Annotated in this window: 20 protein-coding genes and 1 pseudogene; 11 read left to right on the top strand and 10 right to left on the bottom strand. The window is 36.0% G+C overall.

Annotated features, from left to right (window positions below; genetic code table 11):
* Positions 1–40 precede the first annotated feature (40 nt).
* A complete protein-coding gene (locus DES48_RS04640) occupies positions 41–412 on the bottom strand; it encodes a DUF423 domain-containing protein (protein ID WP_079710554.1) in 372 nt (123 codons plus the stop codon).
* A gap of 29 nt (positions 413–441) precedes the next feature.
* Positions 442–756: a YwdI family protein gene (locus tag DES48_RS04635; RefSeq protein WP_113867269.1), complete on the bottom strand. Its 315-nt coding sequence runs from the start codon at positions 754–756 to the stop codon at positions 442–444.
* Positions 757–936: 180 nt separating this feature from the next.
* On the opposite strand from DES48_RS04635, the gene DES48_RS04630 reads away from it, so the two are divergent.
* Both DES48_RS04630 and DES48_RS04625 read left to right on the top strand, forming a co-directional pair.
* The gene (locus tag DES48_RS04630; protein ID WP_113867267.1) at positions 937–1,803 is read left to right on the top strand and encodes a fructosamine kinase family protein; all 867 of its coding nucleotides are present in this window, start codon (positions 937–939) and stop codon (positions 1,801–1,803) included.
* 61 nt (positions 1,804–1,864) lie between these two features.
* Positions 1,865–2,068 carry a hypothetical protein gene (locus DES48_RS04625; protein WP_079710551.1) on the top strand — a complete coding sequence of 68 codons (204 nt, stop codon included), beginning with the start codon at positions 1,865–1,867 and terminating at the stop codon, positions 2,066–2,068.
* A 128-nt stretch (positions 2,069–2,196) separates the two neighbouring features.
* On the opposite strand, the gene DES48_RS04620 is transcribed toward DES48_RS04625, so the two are convergent.
* Together DES48_RS04620 and DES48_RS04615 are read right to left on the bottom strand one after the other, a co-directional pair.
* Positions 2,197–3,210, bottom strand: a complete 1,014-nt coding sequence (locus DES48_RS04620; RefSeq protein WP_113867265.1) for an acyltransferase family protein — start codon at positions 3,208–3,210, stop codon at positions 2,197–2,199.
* A gap of 268 nt (positions 3,211–3,478) precedes the next feature.
* Complete coding sequence (locus DES48_RS04615; RefSeq protein ID WP_113867263.1) at positions 3,479–4,723, bottom strand: aminopeptidase; 1,245 nt, start codon at positions 4,721–4,723, stop codon at positions 3,479–3,481.
* A gap of 130 nt (positions 4,724–4,853) precedes the next feature.
* On the opposite strand from DES48_RS04615, the gene DES48_RS04610 reads away from it, so the two are divergent.
* The 3 genes from DES48_RS04610 to DES48_RS04600 all read left to right on the top strand — a co-directional run bounded on the left by DES48_RS04610 (position 4,854) and on the right by DES48_RS04600 (position 9,659).
* Complete coding sequence (locus DES48_RS04610) at positions 4,854–7,913, top strand: efflux RND transporter permease subunit (RefSeq protein WP_113867261.1); 3,060 nt, start codon at positions 4,854–4,856, stop codon at positions 7,911–7,913.
* 485 nt (positions 7,914–8,398) lie between these two features.
* On the top strand, positions 8,399–8,599 hold the full coding sequence (locus DES48_RS04605) for an IS3 family transposase (protein ID WP_113867259.1): 201 nt from the start codon (positions 8,399–8,401) through the stop codon (positions 8,597–8,599).
* 529 nt (positions 8,600–9,128) lie between these two features.
* Positions 9,129–9,659 (top strand): hypothetical protein, encoded by a 531-nt coding sequence (locus DES48_RS04600; RefSeq protein WP_113867257.1) that lies wholly within the window; start codon positions 9,129–9,131, stop codon positions 9,657–9,659.
* Between the two features lie 632 nt (positions 9,660–10,291).
* Here the strand turns inward: DES48_RS04600 and DES48_RS16350 are convergent.
* The 4 genes and pseudogenes from DES48_RS16350 to DES48_RS04580 form a co-directional block, all read right to left on the bottom strand.
* A pseudogene (locus tag DES48_RS16350) lies at positions 10,292–10,426 on the bottom strand (transposase); the annotation flags it as partial.
* A 168-nt stretch (positions 10,427–10,594) separates the two neighbouring features.
* Positions 10,595–11,989 carry an L-cystine transporter gene (locus DES48_RS04590; RefSeq protein ID WP_113867255.1) on the bottom strand — a complete coding sequence of 465 codons (1,395 nt, stop codon included), beginning with the start codon at positions 11,987–11,989 and terminating at the stop codon, positions 10,595–10,597.
* A 192-nt stretch (positions 11,990–12,181) separates the two neighbouring features.
* Complete coding sequence (locus DES48_RS04585) at positions 12,182–12,628, bottom strand: OsmC family protein (protein ID WP_079710543.1); 447 nt, start codon at positions 12,626–12,628, stop codon at positions 12,182–12,184.
* Between the two features lie 195 nt (positions 12,629–12,823).
* A complete protein-coding gene (locus DES48_RS04580) occupies positions 12,824–13,591 on the bottom strand; it encodes a TerC family protein (protein WP_113867253.1) in 768 nt (255 codons plus the stop codon).
* Positions 13,592–13,915: 324 nt separating this feature from the next.
* Here DES48_RS04580 and DES48_RS04575 point away from each other — a divergent pair, with 324 nt between their 5' ends.
* From DES48_RS04575 to ehuA, 5 genes are all read left to right on the top strand, one after another.
* On the top strand, positions 13,916–14,983 hold the full coding sequence (locus tag DES48_RS04575) for an AI-2E family transporter (protein WP_113867251.1): 1,068 nt from the start codon (positions 13,916–13,918) through the stop codon (positions 14,981–14,983).
* A gap of 302 nt (positions 14,984–15,285) precedes the next feature.
* Positions 15,286–16,155, top strand: coding sequence for an ectoine/hydroxyectoine ABC transporter substrate-binding protein EhuB (ehuB, locus tag DES48_RS04570; RefSeq protein WP_113867249.1), 870 nt, complete (start codon positions 15,286–15,288; stop codon positions 16,153–16,155).
* A 114-nt stretch (positions 16,156–16,269) separates the two neighbouring features.
* Entirely contained in the window at positions 16,270–16,929 is a 660-nt protein-coding gene (locus DES48_RS04565; RefSeq protein ID WP_079710539.1) for an amino acid ABC transporter permease, read from the top strand.
* Complete coding sequence (gene ehuD / locus DES48_RS04560; protein WP_079710538.1) at positions 16,929–17,636, top strand: ectoine/hydroxyectoine ABC transporter permease subunit EhuD; 708 nt, start codon at positions 16,929–16,931, stop codon at positions 17,634–17,636. The genes DES48_RS04565 and ehuD overlap by 1 nt, the downstream gene beginning before the upstream one ends.
* A 29-nt stretch (positions 17,637–17,665) precedes the next feature.
* The gene (ehuA, locus tag DES48_RS04555; protein WP_079710537.1) at positions 17,666–18,436 is read left to right on the top strand and encodes an ectoine/hydroxyectoine ABC transporter ATP-binding protein EhuA; all 771 of its coding nucleotides are present in this window, start codon (positions 17,666–17,668) and stop codon (positions 18,434–18,436) included.
* Positions 18,437–18,742: 306 nt separating this feature from the next.
* Here the strand turns inward: ehuA and DES48_RS04550 are convergent, their stop codons facing one another.
* Positions 18,743–20,587 carry a cation:proton antiporter gene (locus DES48_RS04550; RefSeq protein ID WP_113867247.1) on the bottom strand — a complete coding sequence of 615 codons (1,845 nt, stop codon included), beginning with the start codon at positions 20,585–20,587 and terminating at the stop codon, positions 18,743–18,745.
* Positions 20,588–20,787: 200 nt separating this feature from the next.
* Here DES48_RS04550 and recQ point away from each other — a divergent pair, with 200 nt between their 5' ends.
* Complete coding sequence (gene recQ, locus DES48_RS04545) at positions 20,788–22,881, top strand: DNA helicase RecQ (RefSeq protein WP_113867245.1); 2,094 nt, start codon at positions 20,788–20,790, stop codon at positions 22,879–22,881.
* 50 nt (positions 22,882–22,931) lie between these two features.
* On the opposite strand, the gene DES48_RS04540 is transcribed toward recQ, so the two are convergent.
* A complete protein-coding gene (locus DES48_RS04540; protein WP_079710534.1) occupies positions 22,932–24,161 on the bottom strand; it encodes an aminopeptidase in 1,230 nt (409 codons plus the stop codon).
* Positions 24,162–24,242: the final 81 nt, after the last annotated feature.

Genomic DNA, 24,242 nt, shown 5'->3' with positions numbered 1-24,242 from the left:
TTTTGTTTTATCCTAGTCTCTTTTTTGCTACATTATGTTACTACGTGGCCACTTTAAGAGCCACATAACCAAGCAATACCCAGCCTACTAAAAAGGCTACCCCACCAATCGGAGTGATCATTGCAAAGGTTTTGATGGATGTTGTTGCATAAATATATAAACTTCCTGAAAAAATAATGATTCCCGCTAAGAAAAACCATCCTGCTATTGAAATGCTAGTCAATTGATATTTTGCTAATAAAATAGCCACAACCAATAGACCAACGGTATGAAACATTTGATACTGGACTGCCTTTTCCCATGTGCTCATTGCTTTTTCTGTCAGTTTTGCTTCTAAACCGTGGGCACCAAAAGCACCAAAAGCAACCGCTAGAAAGCCATTGATGGCACCTAACAATAAGAATAGTTTCATCTGTTATTCACCCTTTCTATTCATTAAAACTAAAAATCAAAAATGGAGTCACCATTTGCATCGTCATCGTCTAGTTTTTTGGCCGGCAACGTGGTATTATTTGAGGTATTGGGTAAATCACCCATCATTTTGCGTAACTCTAGTTCATTGGGTGAACCTTGTTTTGGTACAGAAAAATTAGTATTAGTGGCTTTTATATTTTCATCTTTTGTATCTAATAGTAAATCACATAATAACCGAATAGCATTTGCGTGTGATTTAACTTCGGACGTTTCATGACTTTTTCCTATAGCAGCCTGTGCTTCTTGTAGAATTTTTTGTAGTACTTGCTCATTGCTAATCAAAGCTAATCCCCCTTTGTTACTGATTTTTATATTTCACGTTGTTTTTTTCCATGCATACCCTCCACCATTTTACATGATATCAGTCATAAAAAACAAATGACTAATAAGCTAACTCACTTTCAATCGGTTGCCTATCACTGGTTTTAGCCGTTATCATAGTTAGAAAAGGAAGTGAGTTAAATGAAACAACAAATCAAACAAGTGCTTGAGCACATTGGTGACACTACTTCAATTATTGCCGTTCGTCCTGTAAGTGGCGGTGATATTAACCAAGCCTATCACGTCCAAACAGAAAAGAAACAATATTTTCTTAAACAGAACGAGCACGCTTCTAGTCATTTTTTCCGTTTTGAAGCAAAGGGTCTACAATTAATTGAAGAAACAAATACCATCGCTGTACCGCACGTACATTTCTATAATCAACCCGACCAAGGAGATACTGGCATACTTGTGATGGATTGGGTAGAAGGCAAAAAGAATGACCAGACAATCACTGACTTAGGACAAAATATTGCAGCAATGCACCAACACACCCATCAACAATTTGGCTTTGATCAAGATGGCTTTATTGGAACACTCGACCAACCAAATCAGTTCACATCAGATTGGGTAACGTATTATCGAGAATTCCGATTAAAACCATTATTTAAAAAAACACTTATTCACCATCGACTGCCGAAAGATCGTGAACAACGATTAGAAAAATTAATCGATCAATTGGACAACTTGTTACCGGCTTATCCAAAAGCTTCCCTTCTACACGGCGATCTTTGGGGTGGCAATTGGGTTACTGGCGCGAACGGAAAGCCTTATGTCATTGATCCGGCTGTTTTTTATGGGGATCATTTATTTGAGTTAGCATTCACCGAAGTATTTGGTGGTTTTTCACAAGCTTTTTATGATGCTTATCAAGAAGTATTTGAAATAGAATCTTATTATGAAGATATTAAACCAATCTATCAGCTCTATTATTTACTTGTCCATCTACTATTATTTGGTGAAGGATATGGCGCTTCGGTTGATCATATCCTAACTAGATATACTTGAAACCATTTCGTTCATCCAACCGTAGAGAGTAGTAATCTAAACAATGGAGGCGAACAAAGTAGTGATTACTTTTTTTCTTGTCTTAGGTATTATTGGGGTGGCTCTTTCTGCGGTATTTTTAGGCGTTACTTCCAGTTCAAGTCGGGGTGATTATTATTCTGAAACAAATGCGCACCATAATTTCCGTACCAAAGTTGCCTTATATGCTGGAGCAATTGGTATCATCGGATTTGGAGCTGCTGGATTACTATATTATGTTTTTTGAGAATGACTTGGAATCTAAAACGCTAGACGCTACTACAATAGTTCTATCTATTAAGAAATATTCTTCCCGTGCCAAACTACATTAAAATGCTGAAGGAAAGCGCATCAAAACTGTTCCTCAGCATTTTTTTAGTGTAAATAAATACGTTTCTTTCGTCTTCTTTCATAGTGCCATTGTTTAATCTGCGTAACCTTACCTTCGATCAGAGGCTGAAAAGGAACGCAAATCATTTTACTAGAAAGCAACAACACAATTAACAACGCTAACAGCACTAATCCCATTACATCGACTAAATTATCAATTTTAAACCACCCAGCTTCTCGGAAAAATTGAATGAAAACGCCATGTAATAAATAGACATACAGCGTTTGTTTACCACGTGCTGTCCAGTTATATGTTTTCCGGGGAATCCAAGCTAGTATACAGCAAGTTAACAACAGGGCAAGCAAATAAACACCGAATCGAATCACACCACCCCAAATTGGCTGACCCATTTCTTGATAGGAAAAAGAACCTAGTAACCAGTCAATCGATTGGGTTGGAGATATGCTTAGTAAAACAATGACAGTGCTCACTATGATTAGACTACTCCATTTAAAAACAGGTTGCGTTAATTGGAGTAAATGCTGTTTCGATAACCAATAACCAAGTACAAAAAATGGAAAAAAGACAAAGGTTCTAGATAAACTAAAAGCATGGCCAACATCATTTATATAACCAATCCCCAGCCCAATTACTAAAGCAGTCGTTATACTGATAATTGGTGGCACTTGTTTAAACAAGATTAATAATACATGCCAACAAAATAGACTAAGCAAAAACCATAGCGCCCAGTGGGGCTCATACCAGGTTGTTTCCCACCCTGGATCTCCAATTAAGTAATAATAGCCCGAATATAATAATTGAAACAACAGGTAAGGAATAATTAATTTTCGAAACATTTGCCAAATATATCCCACTTTCCCAATTCCTTTTGCGAAAAATCCACTCAGCAAAATGAAAGCTGGCATATGAAAAAGGTAGATAAAATGATAAAGTACATCAATACCTTTCGCATCTGTAAATGGCTGGATCAAATGACCAAATACAACCAAAAAAATAAGTACAAACTTGGCATTATCAAAAAAGGCTTCTCGCCTCATGTTGCTCACTCCTAAAATATTAACCATAATGTCTAAAAATTTCATTACTTCTATCTATACCCATTCTAATAGAAAAACTGCCGTTTATGCTGACAATTAATGTTATTGTAAATCGATTGTTACGTCAATGTAAATAAGCATCATTATATGCAATATAATAAGACAATTGATGTCAAATCGCGCTTTTTTCGCATAAAAAAATACCACCTTCCTAAGTCTATTGCTTAAATAAGGTAGTATTCCTAACTAATGCTTTTATCAAATTGTATTATAAATCAAATGAAATTGCCCAGTTACCATTTCGGAATATAGCCTCTTTCTCGCCATCTTTTGTAATCCCATCTATGTTCATATCTGCAGAACCAATCATGAAGTCTTCATGAATTAAGCTATTATTTACTCCATGCTTATCCATGTCCTCTAGTGTCATGCTTGCTCCCTTTTTGATCGTAGTTGGGTATGCTTTTCCAAGTGCTAAATGACAAGAAGCATTTTCATCAAACAGAGTATTGAAAAAGATCAAACCAGATTGTGAAATGGGAGATTGGTGCGGTACTAATGCTACTTCTCCTAAACGTTTCGCTCCGTCACTGTCGGTTTCTAATAAGTGTTTTAATGCTTCTTCTCCAGTTTCTGCCGAGAACTCAACTACTTTCCCATCTTTAAATGTTAAAGAAAATTGATCAATAATATTACCACCGTAGCTAAGTGGTTTAGTACTTTTTACCGTTCCGTTCACCCCATATTTATGAGGCATCGTAAAGACTTCTTCTGTCGGAATATTAGCATTAAATTCCACTCCACTTTCTGAAGGTCCGGAACCGCCATCCCAAATATGACCTTCTGGTAATTCAATCGTTAAATCCGTTCCTTCTGCTTGATAGATCAGTTGTTTATATTGTTTACGATTTAAATAATCCTTTGCTTGTCTTAAGACTGCATTATGTTCTTGCCAGGCTTTAATTGGATCTGCTTGATCCGCTCGCGTAATAAACAAGATTTGCTCCCACAACTTTTCTTGTGCTTCTGTAACAGGAAGTTCAGGGAAAATTTTTCTTGCCCACGCTTCTGTCGGATAGCCAACAATAGACCAAGTGACACGATCATTCATGACATAGTCTCGGTATTCTGTTAAAGCTTGTGCATTTGCTTTATTAGCAGCACTAATTCGATCTGCTTCAATGCCCTGCAATAAATTTGGATCTGGACCATAAACTGTCAATAGGGAGTAACCATCTTGAACCATTTCTAGCAATCCATCTGCTCTCCATTTTGGAAACTGTTTTAGTACTTCCATTGGCGCATACTTCATTTTTAAGTATGTTAAATCCCCATCATTCCATTCAATATGTACATTTTTCGCACCTTTTTCATAGGCTTTTGCTACGAGCAAGCGAACAAAATCAATTGCTTCTATTGGTGCATTAATGATCAGACCTTGCCCAGACTGAAGGTTAACTCCAGTTACTAAGGCTAACTCAGCATACTTATCCATTGCTAATTGGTTAGGCATCTTTATTCCCCCTTAAATTCTTAATTTCTTTTATTATTTCATATTTTTTTACTAATTAATAGCAGTTTTAAATCATATTTATTAGGGTATTACTTGATGTATTATTTAATTTTTTAAAAGGAGGGGTCACGTGAAGTATCTTTTACGATACCGCAAGATTGTTTGGGTATTTCTTGTTTTATTAATTTTCACTGGTATTTTTACATATATTCAATTACCTAAACGAGATATTCCCGAAATCAGTCAAAACATTGCTTCCATCTCTACTGTCTATCCTGGTGCAACACCCAGTACAATCGAGCAAACCGTTACCAACCCATTAGAATCTGCATTAGATGATATCAATGGCATTAGTGAGATATCATCTGCTTCCACAACAGGGTTTGCTACCCTCACGTTGTCATTGGAAAGCGATATTGATGCCGCTAGTGTTTATAGCAACATTCGACAAACCGTCGCTGAAGAAGCAAAAGGTTTTCCTGATGAAGTCCAAACGCCTAGTGTTTCCACTGATCTCGTTAAATCAAATGTAGCAACGTATCATTTATTAGCTGATGATCAAGCAACATTGTACAATCTACGTGATCAATTAAATCAATGGGAACAAGAACTCACTTCAATTGCAGGAGTGGAGAGCCTGCTAATTAAAGGGTTGCCAGACCAAGAACTCAAGGTTTCAATCAACCCAGAAGAACTGAAAATTAATCGCATCCAACCTAATCAAGTTCTTACTGCATTAAATAACGCAATATCACCGAAAGCGCTTGGATCCCAAAAAGAAGATGGTACGCAATATCAATTGAGCATAAGAGATTACGAGAACATCGATGATCTACAAAATATCTATATCACGACAAATCCATCGACAGGAGAAGCGGTTTATCTAAGCGATGTTGCATCTATCAATCGTGTCAATCAAGCTCCTTCAGATATTATTCAATATGAAGGACAACATGCAATCTCAATCACCCTCCAGGCTAGCGAAGGTGTGAATATTGAACAAGTGCAACAAAACATCACGGACAAAATTGATACATTGTCTGCTGCGTTACCAACAAATGTCTCGGTGGATCAATTCTACACACAAAGCACAGTAATTAACGAGGTATACTCAAGCCTAATTACATCGTTTGTGATTTCATTAATTGCCGTTTTAATCATTATGTTACTTGGATTACCTTTTTCATCTGCTCTTTTGGTGGCCATTGCCATTCCACTATCGATTATTATCGGACTGATTCCTTTGCCATATGCTGGCGTGGATTTAAATCAGATTTCAATTATTGGGATTATTGTCGCCATTGGTATCCTTGTCGATGATGCCATTGTGGTAAACGATAATATTCAACGTCGATTCCAATTAGGCGAATCAGCGTTAAAAGGAACCATTAATGGTGTTCGTGAAGTTGGCGTTTCTATCGTCACTTCTACATTAATGATTGTATTCAGTTTTTTTCCACTGACATTTTTGTCGGGAAGTAATGGTGATTTTATTCGCGCATTACCTTTAGCACTAATCTGTACGGTAGTAGCTTCAACGATTCTTGCGCTAACATTAATTCCGACTATTCAATATACGAAACAGAAAAACACAGATAGAAATAAACAAAGTTCCAGCAAAAAAACAGGTATTCTTGGCAACTTATTTAATAAGCTAGAAAAATTTTATGCCGATTCCATTATCCCAGCTACGTTGAAAAAACCATGGTTGACTGTTATTTCAGGTATTGTCCTTTGTCTTTTATTACTACTGTTAGTGTTCAAAGTTCCTTTTGAATTTTTCCCTGCGGCTGATCGTGCTGAAGTAACGATATCCGCTCGGTTAGCATCTGGAACAACCATCGAAGATACACAGCAGAAGCTTCAAGAAATGGAAAAATATTTACTAGAGAAAACCGATACCATTACAGAAACCGTAACCTATACTGGAGATGGGCTCCCTGGTATTTTTAGTTCTTCGATGACACGAACAGGAGATAACACGGGGCAATTAGTTGTTCGAGTAAATCGAGACGCAACTAGCGCTTCGGATTTCATTGATGAATGGGAATCGCCTTTACGAGAAGCATTTCCTGATGCTGAAATCTTTTTGGAAACGATTGTATCAGGCCCACCACCTTCACCAAGTGTGGAAGTGAAAGTCCAAGGTCCTGACATTGACCGGCTTGTTACGATTGCTGATGATTTAAAAACGCAATTAGCGGATCTGGATAGCGCAAAAATCGTAACATCCAATACGAGTAAAGAACAAAATTATATTACTTACCATTTGGATCGAGAATTATTGGCTGAGGAAGGTGTTGACCCAAATCAAATCATCCAAAGCCTACAATTAGCAAATATCGGCGCTCCATTGGGGACATTTGATAATGGTACAGAACGCCTTCCGCTTCAATTAATATTAGATGAAGGAGACAATCAGGGAATTGATTTATCCGCATTAACGTTAGCCATTCCAAACGAAAATGGTCCGCCTGAAACGATTAGCTACGACTCCTTTATTACGAAAGAAACGAGTAAACAAATTGGCGCTATCCCTCACTATAATGGAGAGCGAACAATTACCATTGAAGGATACGAACAAGACGGCGAAGGAGAAGCATTTTCAGAAGAGGCAAATACGATTATTTCATCAATAGAAAGTGATTTACCTGATGGTTATCAAATCATTGAAGAAGGGGCAAGTTCTGCTGAAAGTGAATTCTTCATTGAGGTAGCTAAATTATTTTTAATCGTATTATTTCTTATTTATTTAACGATTGCGATTCAATTTAATTCATTACTAACACCATTATTAATCACAAGCACCGTATTATTAGCAATTACAGGTGCTATTGTGGGATTATTCGTTTCGGGTGAACCATTAAGCTTCTTAGCTGTACTTGGTATTGTTTCACTATCTGGAATTGTTGTACGAAATTCAATTTTATTAATTGAATTTATCGAACAGAACCGAAACCGCTATGACACATTGTTGCAAGCTATTAAAGAAGCAGGGCGAGCTCGCGTTCGTCCAATAATATTAACAACTCTAACATCCATTGCAGCGTTGGTTCCAATTATTTTTACAGGAGATGTATTATTCCGACCATTAGCCATTTCTATTGTATATGGATTGTTGTTTTCTACTATTTTAACCTTGGTTCTTTTACCAGCAATTTATGCGACGATGAAACGTATGAGTAAATAATTTTAGCCTGTTAAATTTGATTGTTAATAATTTGATTTACAGAAACTTGAGTTCTTTTCTGGATTTAACTGCTTAAAAATTGGTAGATGACAGACCGTGCAAGCAATTGATATTTTTAGGCATTCAAAATTAATTCCAACAGCAATGACCGACTACGTGACAAGAACTAGATGACCGATCGTAGATATATTACTTTACTGAGAGAAAACAACTGCATGACATCAACCTACCCGTTTTCATCACATAAGATGTAATCAAAGGATAGTTTTCTCTCTTGATTCACAAAATGAAATTAGCGACATAAAAGTAAACGTATTAACATATGTCAAATAATTTGTTGCGTATTTGGATAAAATTCACCTTATAATCAAGTATTCTACGAATAATCTTTAAGTAATAAAATAGTAATAGATATGGACGAGAAAATTAAATTTTTCTCGTCTGTTTTTTTTCTTGAATAACCACTTTTCGTATGGAGATGGGAGATGGGAATACCCTATGACAATGTCATGGCCGAAGTTGCATCCAAAACATTCAAAACAGAGTTTGTCAAAGAGGCTGATTTTATTTATCAAAAAGCACTTGACCTTGTACTTTTTGATTATGTTTACTGGTTCAATAACATTCGAATTCATGGATCATTCGATTATGTAACACCGACTGAATACAAGTTAATAAACCTTTAATATCTGTTTGATTTAGTGTTGACATACCAATGTTCAACATAAAAAAGAATGAGAGGTATAACTAAATTTCAGTTAATAAAAAATTTCTAAAATATGTTACTATTAGTTGTGGTTTTAATTACTACTAATAGATTTTTCAACTAGATTAATACCATACATCTGAAGTAAACCATGGTGATACTTCTATTTACTACCTTGATGGACACATCCACACGAAAGTACTTCCTCACCTTCTCTTTGCATCTCATCTACTGAATGTTCTGTCATAGTTTGTCTTCCTCCCTCAGGACAAGCTCCAAACACCTTTCATTCCAAGTATATAATACCATTTATAAAATTTTATTTATAAATAAATTGTGTTATGGTAATATAATCCATATAGATATGAGTGAATTTTGTGAAATATTTCAAGTAAAGTATCGACTAATTAATGTCCTTAAAAATTTTTGGGGGAAAAGCGAATGCATATAAATAAAATAACAGATTGGTTTTATCTATATAATAAAGAAAAAGGAAGATAGGTGATGTTATGAAAAAGTTTACTTTTGGTATTTTGGGTCTTGGAGTACTATTATTACTCCTTATTTTAGTTAACCCACTAATGAATGGGGATAGAAACAACTCTGACAAAGTAATTGATGAGAATAATATGAAAACAATCCAGACTTATCTAGAATACGAATTCACAGGACCTAATGAAAAACTAAGCACCATTTTTGATAAAGGTTTAAATTCACCAGAACTACAAGTATATATAGAAAAAAACTATAAGCCACTAATTAGTAATATAGAACAAATGGTTAGTAACAATTATGTAACAACCTTTATGAATTTTGCACACGAATATGGGTATCAATTAAATCCGGTAAATATTGATATACAAAAACAAGAAAATACTCAAAATAACGCCTACAATTACGAGGTCAAAGTAGAATATAGTAAAGAGGGTCAAACAAACACAGCTACCATTACAGGAATCATTAACCTTCATGAAAGTGGCAAGATTTCACTAATTCGAAAAATGAATGACGGTGGTTTATTAGAGGATATGAGAAATTAGTAAAGAGAAAAAGCAGGTCTAAGTCAAATGTTCGGAGAGCGTTGCTCACTCTCCGTTTATGCAAGTCGTATATTGACTTGTTTTAATTAATGACGCAGTAACACTTTCAAGCAAAAGTGCTCAAACCGCTGTAATCCAAAAACATTTCGTATAATTAAATTACTTTGATTTGGTTATGAATGCCTTCCATAAAACCATTAAGTAGTTAATAAGCAAAACTATTTAGGGTCTCTTGTTGCCAATTTTTGAAAGGGATTGATGGTCCTTTCAAATTTCTTAATGCATAAAACTGGTATAGCTATTCTTTCGTTTCTTGTAAAATGAGAAGATGTCCTTTTATAAAAAATGTCTCTGTCAAATGTGGTGGTGTCATTTTCACTCCATCATCTCTTTTATCACAATTACATTATTCATCATACTTGTACCTGAACCGCAGGGGAAATATACTCGCTTTCCTCGGGCACACAGGACGTGGGTCAGTTAGACGTTGTCACAGGACGTGACGGTTTTCGTCTAACTTCTAGCCGCTTAACCAAGTGGATCTTCGGCTCGTGGGACTGCGATTACTCGTCCCATCGAAAACATTTGCTGTTCCCGTAGGAGTCTCGCATATTTCCTCTGCTAAGGTACTTTTATAATAAGACGTTTCTTATCTCTTGACGCCCCAGTATCTTCTTTTTCAATCGCTCAAAACGCTTAATGCCATAAGATATGCATTTCATCACTTTTATTGTTTTGTTCACCCCCTCAATATATCCACTATTAAAGAGAGGGGTTGCGTGTATTTTTTTTCTTCGAGGGAAGCTTTGAGAAATCACGGGATACCACCACATTTAGTATAGAGCCTAAAAAATTATGAGAACCGCAACAAATACTTTAAAGCCATGAAAAAGTCCATTCGTAAGCGAACGAATGGACTTTTTTTACGCATTGCATTATAAACTTGCTTCTTTCTCCACAGCTGTTGGATCGTTGTAACGTTTAATGTTTAGTTTTTTCATCACTTTAGATGTTAACGTTCCGGTAACCATTGCATCGTTTACATTAAGTGCTGTACGTCCCATATCAATTAAAGGCTCTACTGAAATCAGCAACCCTGCTAATGCTACCGGTAAGTTCATGGATGATAATACGATCAAGGCAGCAAAAGTTGCGCCCCCACCTACACCAGCCACGCCAAATGAGCTGATACCAATAATTAAGACAAGTTGAATAATAAAGCCAGGTGTTAAAGGATCAATTCCTTGCGAAGGAGCAATCATCACAGCTAACATCGCTGGATAAATACCTGCACAACCATTTTGACCAATCGTTGCACCAAATGATGCCGACATATTCGCAATTCCTTCATGCACACCCAAACTATTACGTTGCGTTTGAATATTTAATGGAATCGTTCCCGCACTAGAACGTGATGTGAAAGCAAACCCTAAAACAGGCAGTACTTTTTTCACAAACGTCATTGGATTTAAACCAAACAACGAAATTAATAATAAATGAATAACAAACATAGCAAGTAATGCTACGTAAGACGCACCAACAAATTTACCTAATTCTAAGATTCCAGCAACATCCGTCGTTGCAACTGTGTTAGCCATTAAGCCTAGTATACCGTATGGTGTTAGACGTAGAATTAACGTAACCATGCGCATGACAACAGCGTAAATTGCATTAACACCATTAATAAAACGGGTTGCTTCTTCTGGTTTCTTACGACGAACACCCAATACCGCCACACCGATAAACACGGAGAAGATAACGACCGCAATTGTAGAAGTAGCACGTTGACCAGTCATATCTAGGAATGGATTTGATGGGATGAAACTTAAGATTTTTTCCGGGGTGGATAAATCTTTCACTTCACCTAGACGTTCTTCTAGCGCTAAACCTCGATCTTGTTCAGCCTGCCCCATTTCAATTTGATCTGCATTTAAATCGAAAATTGATGCACTTGTAATCCCAACTAAAGCAGCGATCATTGCTGTTCCAACTAGGAATGCTAAGATCCAAGCCGACATTTTACCTAAATCCGCTGATTTTTCAAGATTAATAATCGATTGAATAATTGATACCATGACAAGCGGAATAACAATCATCATTAGAAGTGATACATAACCTCTACCAGCAATGTTATACCAATCTGTTGTTACATTAACAACCTCTGAATCTGCTGCATATGCGATTTGTAAAAACGCTCCCAGCACAATCCCTAATCCTAAACCAGTGAATACACGCTTCGTAAACGAAACATGTTTTTTCTGCATATAAAATAATAGTCCGATAATTGCTAACATAATGACAATGTTTAACAATATAAAAAATGTGTCCATTTTCCTACCTCCCTGTATCAGTATCATTGTTATCGAATATTAGAAACTTCACAAAAAGCATCTAATTCCGATGAGTTTACTAAACTATAGTAAAAGAACCGAATAGTCATGTCAAGTAATAAACAATAGAAGTTATTAATGATCAACTACAGCATGTTACATGATATGCCTATAACTATTTCTTGCGCCAAGCTATTGCTTAGAAATTTTTGGTTCAAGACCTAATGTCACGTTACCTTGAATCGCTTTGGAAATCATACATGTTTTCTCTGCTTTTTCCACTAACTCATGGACTAGTTTTAATTGTGCTTCCGTTGCCTCACGTTTTAACTTCACAGTTGGAAAATGTGTAATCTGTTTATAAGTAAAAACTCCATTCGTGACGTCAACATCTCCTGTTGATTCTAGCTCCATATGTGCTAAAGGTAATTCTGCACGTTCAATCATTGCCGCTAATGTGATTACATAACACGTAGCTGCAGCACCTAATAACATTTCGTCTGGATTTGTTCCAATACCTGGGCCATCCATTTCTGGGGGGATGGATATTTTCGTTTGTAAGTTTTCTAATTGAATGTTGCCTACATTATTACGTCCACCAGGCCAATCTGCTTTTAAATGAAATTGATGTAATGCCATTTGAATCTTCCTTTCGCTTCGTTTTCACTCACTATTGTACTTTGTGTTTCTCATTAAACAAAGCGCAATGCTTATTATCGAAAAAGTTTGCCTTCCTATCTAAAGTTACTTCCATTCATCATTTTATGCGTGCGTATTAAAAACCTCAAAAGTTATCTGGAGTGATAACTTTTGAGGTTTAATAACCAAAACCAATTATTCATTTTCTACTTCTTTTTTATTAGAAGAGAACCATCCAATAACAGCAATTGCTACAAGGACGATATAAAATGTTAATTTCCAACCAAGTGAATGCGCAAAGTCATGTGAAAGAACATGAATGGCGTCATGGGCTAATACCGAAATGACTAGTTTTACGCCAACCCAACCTACGATTACAAAAGCTGCTACTTCTAGACCAGGTCGTTGATGTAGTAAACGAACAAATACATTCGCTGCAAAGCGCATGATAATTATTCCTATCATACCTCCTGTAAACACAACAATGAATTGCGCGGCATCTAAACTACCAATCGCAGGAAGATTCGTTTCTGGTAACGCAACTGCTAAGGCAACAGCAGCTAATATAGAATCCACCGCAAAAGCTAAATCGGCGAACTCTACTTTAACAACGGTAGCCCAAAAGCCACTTCCATTTTTCTTCTTCGACTCTTCCGTTACTGCTTCATCTGGTTTCTTCTTAAATTTATCATACAAATTCTTCCCAGCAATAAATAATAAATAGACAGCACCAAGTGCTTGCACCTGCCATACATCTACTAAAAATGAAATAACAAATAACGAGGCAAAACGTAAAACAAATGCACCTGCTAATCCATAAAATAATGCCTTTTTCCGTTTTTCATCTGGTAAGTGTTTTACCATGATGGCGAGTACTAACGCATTATCTGCAGCTAGAATTCCCTCTAAACCTACGAGAACGATTAGTACCCAACCATATTCTATTAATAATTGCATATCCATATCCTTCTACTCCCACCTATATTTTCGTTACTAGTATAGACAAAAAGATAGACCTTTACCACTACGTAGTGGTAAAGGTCTTGCCTCCAACGTTTGTTGCTTATTATGCCGGAGATTAATGCTTGTAATCTCGGAATGACGACATAATAATAGTAGCTACTCCCCTTTATACTATAAGTAATAATAGGAGGAAAACGGAAACTTGTCAACGGAATAAAATTTATTAAAATAGCAATACTAGAATAATAAATCAATGCTATTACCTAGTGTTATATGCTATTCTGTATCTATACATATAATATATTTGGAGAGGTGGAACATAACTTGTTTGAAAAGAAGAGCTTTCGAATACTAATTACGACTATATTAGTATTCTTATTAATCTATCTAATCTATATAACAAACTTTATATTTGCGCCAGTAGGGGCTTATCTAACAGCGATTGCTGTACCTATTATAGGAGCCGGGTTTATTTTCTACATTACGAATCCAATTGTAAATCTATTAGAAAAGTATAAAGTTCCGCGAGTTATCGGAGTTATTATTGTATTTCTATTAATTATAGCACTTATTGTGTTCGGAGTTTATGTAGTTGCCCCTGTTGTACAGCAACAATTTAATAAACTTGCTAATAATTTGCCTAATATGGTTGATAGTGCAGAAGACCTTATTAATTTATGGCAAAATAGACAAAGCTATATACCAGATCAATTAAATGAAACTATCAAAAGACTTACCGATAACTTAAATACATATGTAGAAAATATTACAAGTGTCCTATTTGATGCGATTGGTCAGATTTTTAGTTTTGTTTTTTCCTTTTTCTTAATTCCATTTTTCTTATTCTTTATGTTGAAAGATGGGGAGAAGTTTGTTCCTTTTATTACGCAGTTTTTAAATGAGAGCAAATCAAAAAGTGTAAAAAAACTAGCAGAAAGTATTAATCATACCTTAGCTTCTTTTATTCAAGGACAGTTTATTGTTAGTGTATGTGTAGGAGTTATGCTGTACATTGGTTACATTATTATTGATTTGAATTATTCACTAACATTAGCTCTTTTCGCAGTTGTGATGAATTTTATTCCATTTGTCGGTCCATTTCTTTCAGCTGTTCCCGCTGTATTAGTAGGTCTATTTGAAGATCCAATCCTAGGTGTATGGGCCGCTGTGGTAATGATTATTGCCCAACAAATAGAAAGTAATTTTATCTCACCAAATGTAATGGGGAAAGTGTTGCAAATTCACCCTTTAACTGTCATCACACTTATTCTAGCAGCAGGAGGAATTGCTGGTTTCCTAGGTTTATTATTTATCATACCAGCCTATGCTGTTGTAAAAACCATCATTTCTCATTTCTACGAGGAGTGGCGAAATAGTCAAAAGGAAAGTTAATCACTCCATATTAGCTCCCAGTATCGATTGGACAGGTACTATTTGTCCAATCGATACTGTTTTTTTTACTATTTTTAAGTATATTGCAGTATATACAACTATGAAGGAACATTTTTCTGCTTCCCAGTTATAATTTATTCTCACCCAATTCCATGCCTTTATATCAGAATTCAAACACAAATATGCAAGTTGTTATATTTCCTTTCTTTCTGTACCATTAATGGATATAATTGTTTGTTTTTTGTGGATTTCCTGCATGATTGCAGATGAAGCATATAAACATAAATAAGGAGGCTTTTTAGTTGAAAAAAATAGTAATAACGTTGCTTTTAGCAATAACATTTGTTGTACTTACCGCTTGTGGGTCTTCGGATGAAGCAAGTGGATCACTAGAAAAACTAAAAGAAGAAGGAACCGTAACCGTGGGGTTCTCTAATGAGGCACCCTATGCATATGAAGAAGATGGTGAGCTAAAAGGGGCTGCTGTTGATATAGCAGAGGCTGTTTTTGCAGAATTAGGTATTGATAATGTCGAAGGACGCTTAACCGATTGGAGTGAGTTGATCCCAAGTGTTCAAGCTGGACAACTTGATGCCATTACTGCTGGTATGGCTATTAAGCCTGATCGTGCAGAAAAAGTACTCTTTGCTGAACCAGATATGCAATATGGTGAAGGTCTAATTGTAGAGTCTGGTAATCCACTAGATTTACACAGCTATAAAGATATTGCGGCAAATCCAGATGTAACTGTCGTAGTTATGGAAGGTGCTACCGAAGTTGATTTCTTAAAACAAATGGGTGTTAGTGAAGATCAAATAGAAACCGCACCTGATATTCCTGCCACACTATCTGCAGTGGAATCTGGTCGAGCAGATGCTACTACAGGAACTGAGATGACAGTTAAAATGGCAGTAGAATCAGCTAACAGTGATGCGCTTGAATTCGTAGACGATTTTGAACAACCAGATGTTGAAGGTGTACCAAGTTATGGAGCTACCGCATTTAGTCTTGAAAATAAAGAATTACGCGATGCTTTTAATGAAGCATTAGCTAAGCTTAAGAAAGATGGAACAGTTGATAAGTTATTAGAGGAAAATGGATTTAGCGCTGAAAACAACTCGGTTCCAGTAGATTCTATTACAACCGAGGAAATCATCAATGGTGAAGGATAAGTGTAAAATCTAATATTTCTTTATCACGTTTCTAGCCCTCCATTTTTTTGGAGGGCTGTATTTACTTCTTAGAAATTTTAAGAATAAGCAAATTTAGTAAAGGAGTATTCATAAATGGATTATGTCATAGAATTTATTCCACAAATCGCAAGAGGGCTTAATATAACGATTTCTGTATTAATCGCCTCTGCCCTATTTGCTTATATTATGGCTTTTTTTTCAGGCTTATGTAGACTATCTAATAACGTAATTGTGCGTAAATTCACTGGTTTCTACGTTGAAATTTTCCGAGGTACATCCCTAATCGTTCAATTGTTTTGGTTATATTATGCCATTCCTATGTTGTTCGGAATTCAGTTAGGATCTAATTGGTGGGTTGGTGTTTTTGCTATTGGACTGAACTATGGGGCTTATTTATCAGAAGTTGTGCGAACATCGATTTTGTCTGTTGCTCAAGGACAGTATGAAGCAGCTACGGCTTTAAACATGTCACGATTTCAACGTATGCGTATCGTAATTTTCCCACAAGCAGTACGCATGATGTTACCTGAATTCGGTAATTATACCATTCAAATTTTAAAAGGGACATCTCTTGTATCCCTAATCGCAATGAGCGATATTTTATATTATGGCGATATTTTAAGAGGTTCCTATCAACAACAAACACCAATCATTTATGGCATTGTGTTAGTACTATACTTTATCTTGGCATTGCCACTTATTTGGCTAACGAAAAAAGGTGAAAAAATTGCTAAGAAAGGAGTGGCTAGTTAATGGATTTTACGTATTGGAGTTGGGATACGTTCCTTGAAGCATTACCATTTGTACTCCAGGGTTTAGGTATTACGATTGGTTTAACCTTCTCATGCTTTGTATTTGCTCTTGTTTTTGGATTCGTCTGGACATTTTTACAACGTATACAAAATAAGTATATCAAAGCGGTTGTTACGTTCATCATGGAATTCATTCGGTCTACACCACCGCTTGTTCAATTATTCTTTATCTATTATGCTCTTCCAGTCTTACCTGTGATTGGTGTCACCTTGCATCCGTTCGTTTGTGCGGTTATCGGACTTGGTGTACATTTCAGTACTTACATCGGGGAAATCTATCGGTCTGGTATCGAAAGTGTAGACAAAGGACAATGGGAAGCTGCGACAGCACTAAACTATTCAACCAAAGATAAATGGTTACGCATTATATTACCGCAAGCCTTTCCGCCTACTATACCAATGCTAGGAAACTATTTTATTATTATGTTTAAAGAAGTTCCACTTGCATCTACAATCAGCGTAGGTGGAATTCTGTTTATGGCAAGAACTTTTGGATCAGAGCATTGGGCTTATTTAGAACCAATTACGATTGTTGGTATATTGTTCTTATTATTAAGCTATCCATCCGCTTTACTGATTAAAAAGTTAGAAAAGAAAATTAATCATCGGTTTAATACCAGTGTAATGACAAAAAATACAAATGCATAATAATTAGATAAAGAAGGAGGACGCTAATCATGTCTGAACCAATTGTACAGTTTAAAAATGTGCATAAATCATTTGGTGATGTCGAAGTATTAAAAGGAATCGATCTAGATATATCTCCCTCTGAGAAAGTCGCTATTATTGGTCCTAGTGGATCGGGTAAAACAACAATAATCCGTATGCTAATGACCTTAGAAAAAATTACTTCTGGTGACATTATCGTAGATGGGCAAAACTTATGGAAAATGGAGAAGAATGGTTCAATGGTGGAAGCAAACCAAAAACATCTAAGATCTATTCGCGGTGATATCGGTATGGTTTTTCAACATTTTAACTTATTTCCTCATATGACGATTCTAGAAAACTGTATGACTGCACCGATCCATGTTAAAAAAGAGGAGAAAACAGAAGTACGCAAACGTTCTATTCAAATGTTAGAACGCGTTGGCTTGGGCGATAAACTGGATAATTATCCGAATCAATTATCTGGTGGCCAAAAACAGCGGGTAGCGATGGCACGCGCGCTTGTTATGCGCCCTAAAGTCATGCTTTTTGATGAGGTTACCTCAGCACTTGATCCTGAATTAGTTGGTGAAGTACTAGAAGTAATTCGAGACATAGCTAAAAATGATGATATGGCGATGATTCTAGTCACCCATGAAATGGATTTTGCTTTGGATATAGCCGACAAAGTAGTATTTTTGGATGAAGGTGTGATTGCCGAAAGTGGCAGTGCTTCTCAAGTTATTGAACATTCTCAAAATGAACGTTTACAGAGTTTCCTTAGTCGGTTCAGAAATTAACTACTATAGAAATATGATTCAAAAGCTATTACCTAACTTAGGCACTATTGGTAATGGCTTTTTACTATTTCTCATACACAACAAATTAGCTTCTACTTTTTATAAACTGACTACGATTTGATATTAGTAAGTAACTTGAAATTTGACTAACCATGTATTAGGGCGATAGATTAATTTAAATTCGTATCTATATTTCTGTTTTTCCCAATCTGCATGACAAAAAAAGAGGATCTATGCTTTACACATAGAATCCCCTTTACTTAATAATATCTACTACCTATTTCGATGTAGATGAAGCATAACTATTTATTGTTCACGTTGTTCTATAATTCTTTCTTTAATTTTATTAAACTCTTTACTAGGCGGTGTTAAACTAATAATGGTATCACCATTTACCGGTTTTATCGAAGCATCATCTGTAAAGAATTTTAATGCCCCCGTTTCTGCTTTCATCGTTAATATTCGTACTGTCTCTGGTTCACAGTTAGCTAAGAAATCATCAAATGTGTATTTTGTTGTCAGCGTTGTTTTTCTAAATGTATAGCCAAGATCTATTTTTCTAGTTAGGTCATCAAATCCAATATCATCGCTGAAAAGCACTCTACCGCCAATTGTATGGTCAACATCTTCTAGTTGATCTCCACTATTTCGTTGAATTGGAAGACGATAAACATCTTTCCTTCCAAATTCAGGAACGAATGTGGAGGATACAAGCGCGTTATAGGCATCATATTCTGTAGCAGCAATAAGGTAGTCATATGGTGTCATATCAATGGAGTATTCTGTTTGCTCAGATAAAATCTCGCCATAATGAAAAGGTATCCCCGCTTGGCGAACCTTATACAAGCGTTGCCAAGAGGCATCTGTAATTAAAACAGGAATATCTAATTGTTGCAGGGTCTTTGCCAATGACACCGAAAAACCGTTACTACCCGCTATTAACACACCCGGTTTTCCTTCTGAAGATAAGCCTAATTTCTTCGCTAACCAACCGATTGAAAATCCATGCGCACATACCGTGAAAAAGACTAGTGCAAAGGTGACTGATGTGACAAGTTCAGCACCTGCGTAATCATTTTGAGCTAATACAGAAGCAAAATAGGAAGCTACTGTTAGAGCGACAATGCCTCGAGGTGCTATCCAACCAATTAATATCTTCTCTTGTATTTTTAATCCTGTTCCTATGGTAGATAAAAAGATTACTAATGGACGAACAAGAAATAGCATAAGCAATACATAGCCAATAATCTCTATGCTAAATACTTGCATCAATGTTTCTTTAGTAAGTGATGCGGTCAGCATAATAAATATAGCTGAGACAAGTAAGATCGATATATCTTCTTTAAAATGTCGCATCTGTCTTATTGAGCCAATTCCCATATTTGCTAACACCATCCCCATGGAAGTTACAGCAAGTAAACCTGTTTCATGGGCAATTTCATCTGCAATGGTAAAACAAGCAATGACTGCAATTAAGACAGCTGATGATTTCAAATATTCAGGTACACGTCCAACCTCGAAGGAGAAACCGATTAATTTTCCAAATATCCAACCTAGTAATACAGCAACTATTGAGGCAAAAATAAAATATAGTAGAGAATGAATAGTTGAGGTCTCACCTGTCAGAAAGACAATAATTTCAAATGCAAAAACTGCTAGCAATGCTCCGAATGGATCAACAATAATGCCTTCCCATTTAAGTATTTTTGCAGGACGAGGTTTTAACTTTGATTGCCGTAATAGTGGTAGAATGACGGTCGGACCAGTAACGATAAAAATGGCACTAATCACTAACGACACGGCCCAAGAAAGGTTAGCAACATAATGCGCTGCAAACGAACCTAACAACCAGCTTAAAAATGCTCCCCACGTTACAATTCGAAACACGGGCTTACCTATCCCTTTGATTTCTTTTACATTTAGATTTAAACTACCTTCGAATAGGATGATTGCTACGGCAATTGAAATGAACGGTCGATATAGTTCGCCAAAATCTTGCTCCGGATTAATTAATCCTAAAATAGGACCAGATAATAAACCAACAATAGACATGACTACAATCGCGGGCAAACGATAACGCCAAGCTATCCATTGAGATCCAATTCCAAATAAACCAATTATCATAAATTCTACTAAGAAAGAATCGATCATCTATAGCTCCCCCTTCTCTCTATCTATATAAAATAACATACATAGAAAGGACAAAGTATATACCGCTAGTTTACTGTTAGTTAGAAGCCTTGTAAAACAGAAAGACTTATTTTTATCAAATTCACTTGATACTTTTGCTAATGCGTTAATTTACGTTATGATAGTTAAAGATTTGTTATTTTCTCAAAGGAATGATTATTATGCTAGATCAAGCAAGGAATATATTAAAAAATTATTATGGTTTTGATACGTTTCGACCTGGCCAGGAGTCCATTATTTCACATGTATTACAACAAGAAAACACGCTTGGCATTATGCCCACTGGTGGCGGTAAATCGATTTGTTATCAAATTCCTGGTCTACTATTAGAGGGTACTGCCATTATTGTTTCCCCATTAATCTCACTCATGAAGGACCAAGTGGATTCATTAGAGACTTTAGGTATACATGCTACATATATCAATAGTTCCCTGTCTACACAAGAACAGCAAGAACGGTTAGCGTTGTTACGGGCAGAAAAGTATCAGTTTGTCTATGTTGCTCCTGAACGTTTTGAACATCATACATTTCTATCTACAATAAAACAGATCAACATTTCTTTTCTAGCTTTTGATGAAGCACATTGTATTTCGCAATGGGGGCATGATTTTCGACCAAGTTATCGATCGATTGTGTCGACTATAGCAAATGTAACAACTATCCCTTTTGTTATGGGACTAACTGCAACTGCAACAAGTGAAGTAATCCAAGATATCCAAACATTACTTGGCGTTTCAGATGAAGCAGTCGTAAATACTGGATTTGCACGAGAAAATCTTGCTTTCCATGTCGTGAAAGGACAAGATAAACAAACGTTTATTACTAATTATCTAACTGAACACAAAAATGAGTCTGGTATTATTTATGCGCAAACCAGAAAACAAGTAGACGCGATAAGCTCAAAGTTAAAGCAAAAGGGGTATTCTGTTGCAAGTTACCACGCCGGACTAAGTGAACAACAACGACAGTTGGAACAAAATCGCTTTATTCAAGAAGAAGCAACTGTAATGGTGGCTACCAATGCTTTTGGGATGGGTATTGATAAATCCAATGTTCGTTACGTCCTTCACTATGCGCTACCAATGAATATTGAATCCTATTACCAAGAAGCAGGTCGTGCAGGTCGTGATGGGGAACCAAGCAATTGCATCTTGCTTTTTTCCGGACAAGATATTCAGCTGCAAAAGTTTTTAATTGAACAATCATTGATGAACGAAACCAAAAAAACAAACGAATACAAAAAGCTCCAGTCGATGATTAATTACTGCCATACGGATACTTGCTTACAGCAATATATGCTTCATTATTTTCACGATTATTCCTTGCAAGAAGGATGTGGAAAATGCAGTAATTGCCAGCGTCAAGGTGAGCGAATTGATCGAACAAGAGAAGCACAAATGGTATTATCCTGTGTAAAACGAATGGGTGAGCGATTCGGAGCAGGACTTACCGCAAAAGTGTTAAAAGGATCAAAGGATAAGAAAATTAAACAGTTTCAATTTGAAGAACTGTCTACCTATGGCCTATTTTCAAATGCTACCGAAAAAGCAATCACAAACTTTATCCATTATTTAGTGGCAGAAGGTTATTTAGCAACAGGGGATCAGCGTTATCCAACCTTACAATTAACAAAAGAAGCGGAAGCTGTTTTAAAAGGACAAAAACAGATATGGATGCAACAAACTACTGTACAACAACAGGACACTAGTAATTATGATACTGGATTGTTTGAGACATTACGCATACTTCGCAAGAAAATGGCAGATGAGGAACAAGTGCCACCTTATATATTATTTTCTGATGTTGCCTTAAAAGAAATGAGTACGTATTTTCCAAAAACAAAAGAAGAAATGCTACAGATTAAGGGCGTAGGAGACAAAAAATATCAGCAATATGGCGATGCATTTATAAATAAGATTATGGAATGGCTATCGATTCATTCCAATGAAAAAGAGAAAAAAACTAGTCATTTTATTAGCTATGAAATGGATCAAGCCGGGTACTCTTTTGATGAAATTGCCACAATCAGAGAAATAAAGGAACAAACCGTGGTCAATCATCTATTCCAATGTTATCAAGAGGGGTATCCGCTTGAATGGTCGCGTTTCTTTTCAGAATCAGAAGAAACCGAAGTATTAGAAGCTCATGCTAATTTGGATGCTCCCAAATTAAAATTATTAAAAGAACAACTAGGTGAGAAATATAGTTATGAAAAAATACGAGGTGTACTGATAAAAAATAAACTGCTAACTTGATTTTATCAGCGTTTATCGCTAGCAAAGCTAGCGATAAACGCTTGTTTACATTAAAATGCCCAAGCACCTTTACGGAACACGGCTTCTGTTGTTCCATCGGCAAGTACGCCATCGATATCTAACGCAGCTGATCCGATCATAAAGTCAACGTGGGTAAGGCTGTCATTTACACCATGTTTGTCTAATTCTTCATCACTCATATCAGATCCGCCTTCTATATTGGTTGGATATGCTTTTCCAAGCGCAATATGACAAGAAGCATTTTCATCATAAAGCGTATTATAAAAGATTAATCCTGATTGTGAGATAGGTGAAGCATGTGGCACTAAAGCAAGTTCTCCTAAGCGACTTGAACCTTCATCTGTTTCTAATAAATGTTTCAGTGTCTCATAGCCTTGCTCTGCTTGATAATCAACCACTTTACCATCTTTAAAAGTTAGACTAAAATTATTGATCATGTTACCACCATAAATTAATGGCTTCGTGCTAGCCACTGTACCATTTACCGCATATTTATGTGGCATGGTAAAAACCTCTTCTGTCGGCATATTTGGATTAAATGGATAATCTCCAGGTGTCTTAGCTGAACCACCTTTCCAAACATGTCCTTCTGGTAAATCAAAACGAATATCTGTACCAGGTGCTTTAAAAATAAGTGCTTGATATTGTTTTTTATTCAAACGTTCACGAGCATCTTTAAGATTCTGATTATGTTCTTCCCAAGCTGCTACTGGATCTTCTTGATCCACACGAACAATTTTGAAAATCTGTTCCCATAGTGCTTCTTTTGCTTCTTCTTTTGATTTGTCTGGAAAGATTTTTTGTGACCAATCACCTGTTGGAATTGAGATAATCGACCATGCAATACGATCGTTCATTGTATATTGACGGAAAGCTTTCATCGCTTCTCCTGCGGCTTTTTGTGCTTTCGCAACTTTAGCCGGATCAACATCTTTTAATAAATCGGGATTTGTAGAGCGAATCGATAACAAGGCAGCTCCATCTTTTGCATAATATAAGTTTTTCTCTACTTGCCATTCTGGAATTGTTGTTAATACTTCTTCAGGTGCATTTTGATACTTTAATAAAGTAAGTTCATCATCTTGCCAGTTAACAAGGACATCTTTTGCTCCTAATTCATACGCTTTACGTACGACAATACGTGTAAAATCTGCTCCTTCAATGGATGAATTAATCATTAATGCTTGGCCTTTTTGCAAGTTTACACCTGTACGAAGCGCCAATTCTGCATATTTTTCTTTCATTTGTTGATCTGCCATTATTCTTCCCTCCAAATATTTTATGTTACCTATTATTCCATATTTATTTCGATTAGTGAAATACTTCTGATTTAATACTAA

Source organism: Paraliobacillus ryukyuensis (genome assembly GCF_003315295.1).
Lineage (GTDB): Bacteria > Bacillota > Bacilli > Bacillales > Amphibacillaceae > Paraliobacillus > Paraliobacillus ryukyuensis.
Note: the sequence above shows the minus strand (reverse complement) of the source record. Positions and strands in the feature narration are given on the sequence as shown.

Excerpts from the sequence above, each read along its gene's own strand:
- DES48_RS04640 (WP_079710554.1), bottom strand. The coding sequence starts at position 412 with ATGAAACTATTCTTATTGTTAGGTGCCATCAATGGCTTTCTAGCGGTT.
- DES48_RS04630 (WP_113867267.1), top strand. The coding sequence starts at position 937 with ATGAAACAACAAATCAAACAAGTGCTTGAGCACATTGGTGACACTACT.
- DES48_RS04620 (WP_113867265.1), bottom strand. The coding sequence starts at position 3,210 with ATGAGGCGAGAAGCCTTTTTTGATAATGCCAAGTTTGTACTTATTTTT.
- DES48_RS04615 (WP_113867263.1), bottom strand. The coding sequence starts at position 4,723 with ATGCCTAACCAATTAGCAATGGATAAGTATGCTGAGTTAGCCTTAGTA.
- DES48_RS04605 (WP_113867259.1), top strand. The coding sequence starts at position 8,399 with ATGGGAATACCCTATGACAATGTCATGGCCGAAGTTGCATCCAAAACA.
- DES48_RS04600 (WP_113867257.1), top strand. The coding sequence starts at position 9,129 with ATGAAAAAGTTTACTTTTGGTATTTTGGGTCTTGGAGTACTATTATTA.
- DES48_RS04590 (WP_113867255.1), bottom strand. The coding sequence starts at position 11,989 with ATGGACACATTTTTTATATTGTTAAACATTGTCATTATGTTAGCAATT.
- DES48_RS04585 (WP_079710543.1), bottom strand. The coding sequence starts at position 12,628 with ATGGCATTACATCAATTTCATTTAAAAGCAGATTGGCCTGGTGGACGT.
- DES48_RS04580 (WP_113867253.1), bottom strand. The coding sequence starts at position 13,591 with ATGGATATGCAATTATTAATAGAATATGGTTGGGTACTAATCGTTCTC.
- DES48_RS04565 (WP_079710539.1), top strand. The coding sequence starts at position 16,270 with ATGGATTATGTCATAGAATTTATTCCACAAATCGCAAGAGGGCTTAAT.
- ehuD (WP_079710538.1), top strand. The coding sequence starts at position 16,929 with ATGGATTTTACGTATTGGAGTTGGGATACGTTCCTTGAAGCATTACCA.
- ehuA (WP_079710537.1), top strand. The coding sequence starts at position 17,666 with ATGTCTGAACCAATTGTACAGTTTAAAAATGTGCATAAATCATTTGGT.
- DES48_RS04550 (WP_113867247.1), bottom strand. The coding sequence starts at position 20,587 with ATGATCGATTCTTTCTTAGTAGAATTTATGATAATTGGTTTATTTGGA.
- recQ (WP_113867245.1), top strand. The coding sequence starts at position 20,788 with ATGCTAGATCAAGCAAGGAATATATTAAAAAATTATTATGGTTTTGAT.
- DES48_RS04540 (WP_079710534.1), bottom strand. The coding sequence starts at position 24,161 with ATGGCAGATCAACAAATGAAAGAAAAATATGCAGAATTGGCGCTTCGT.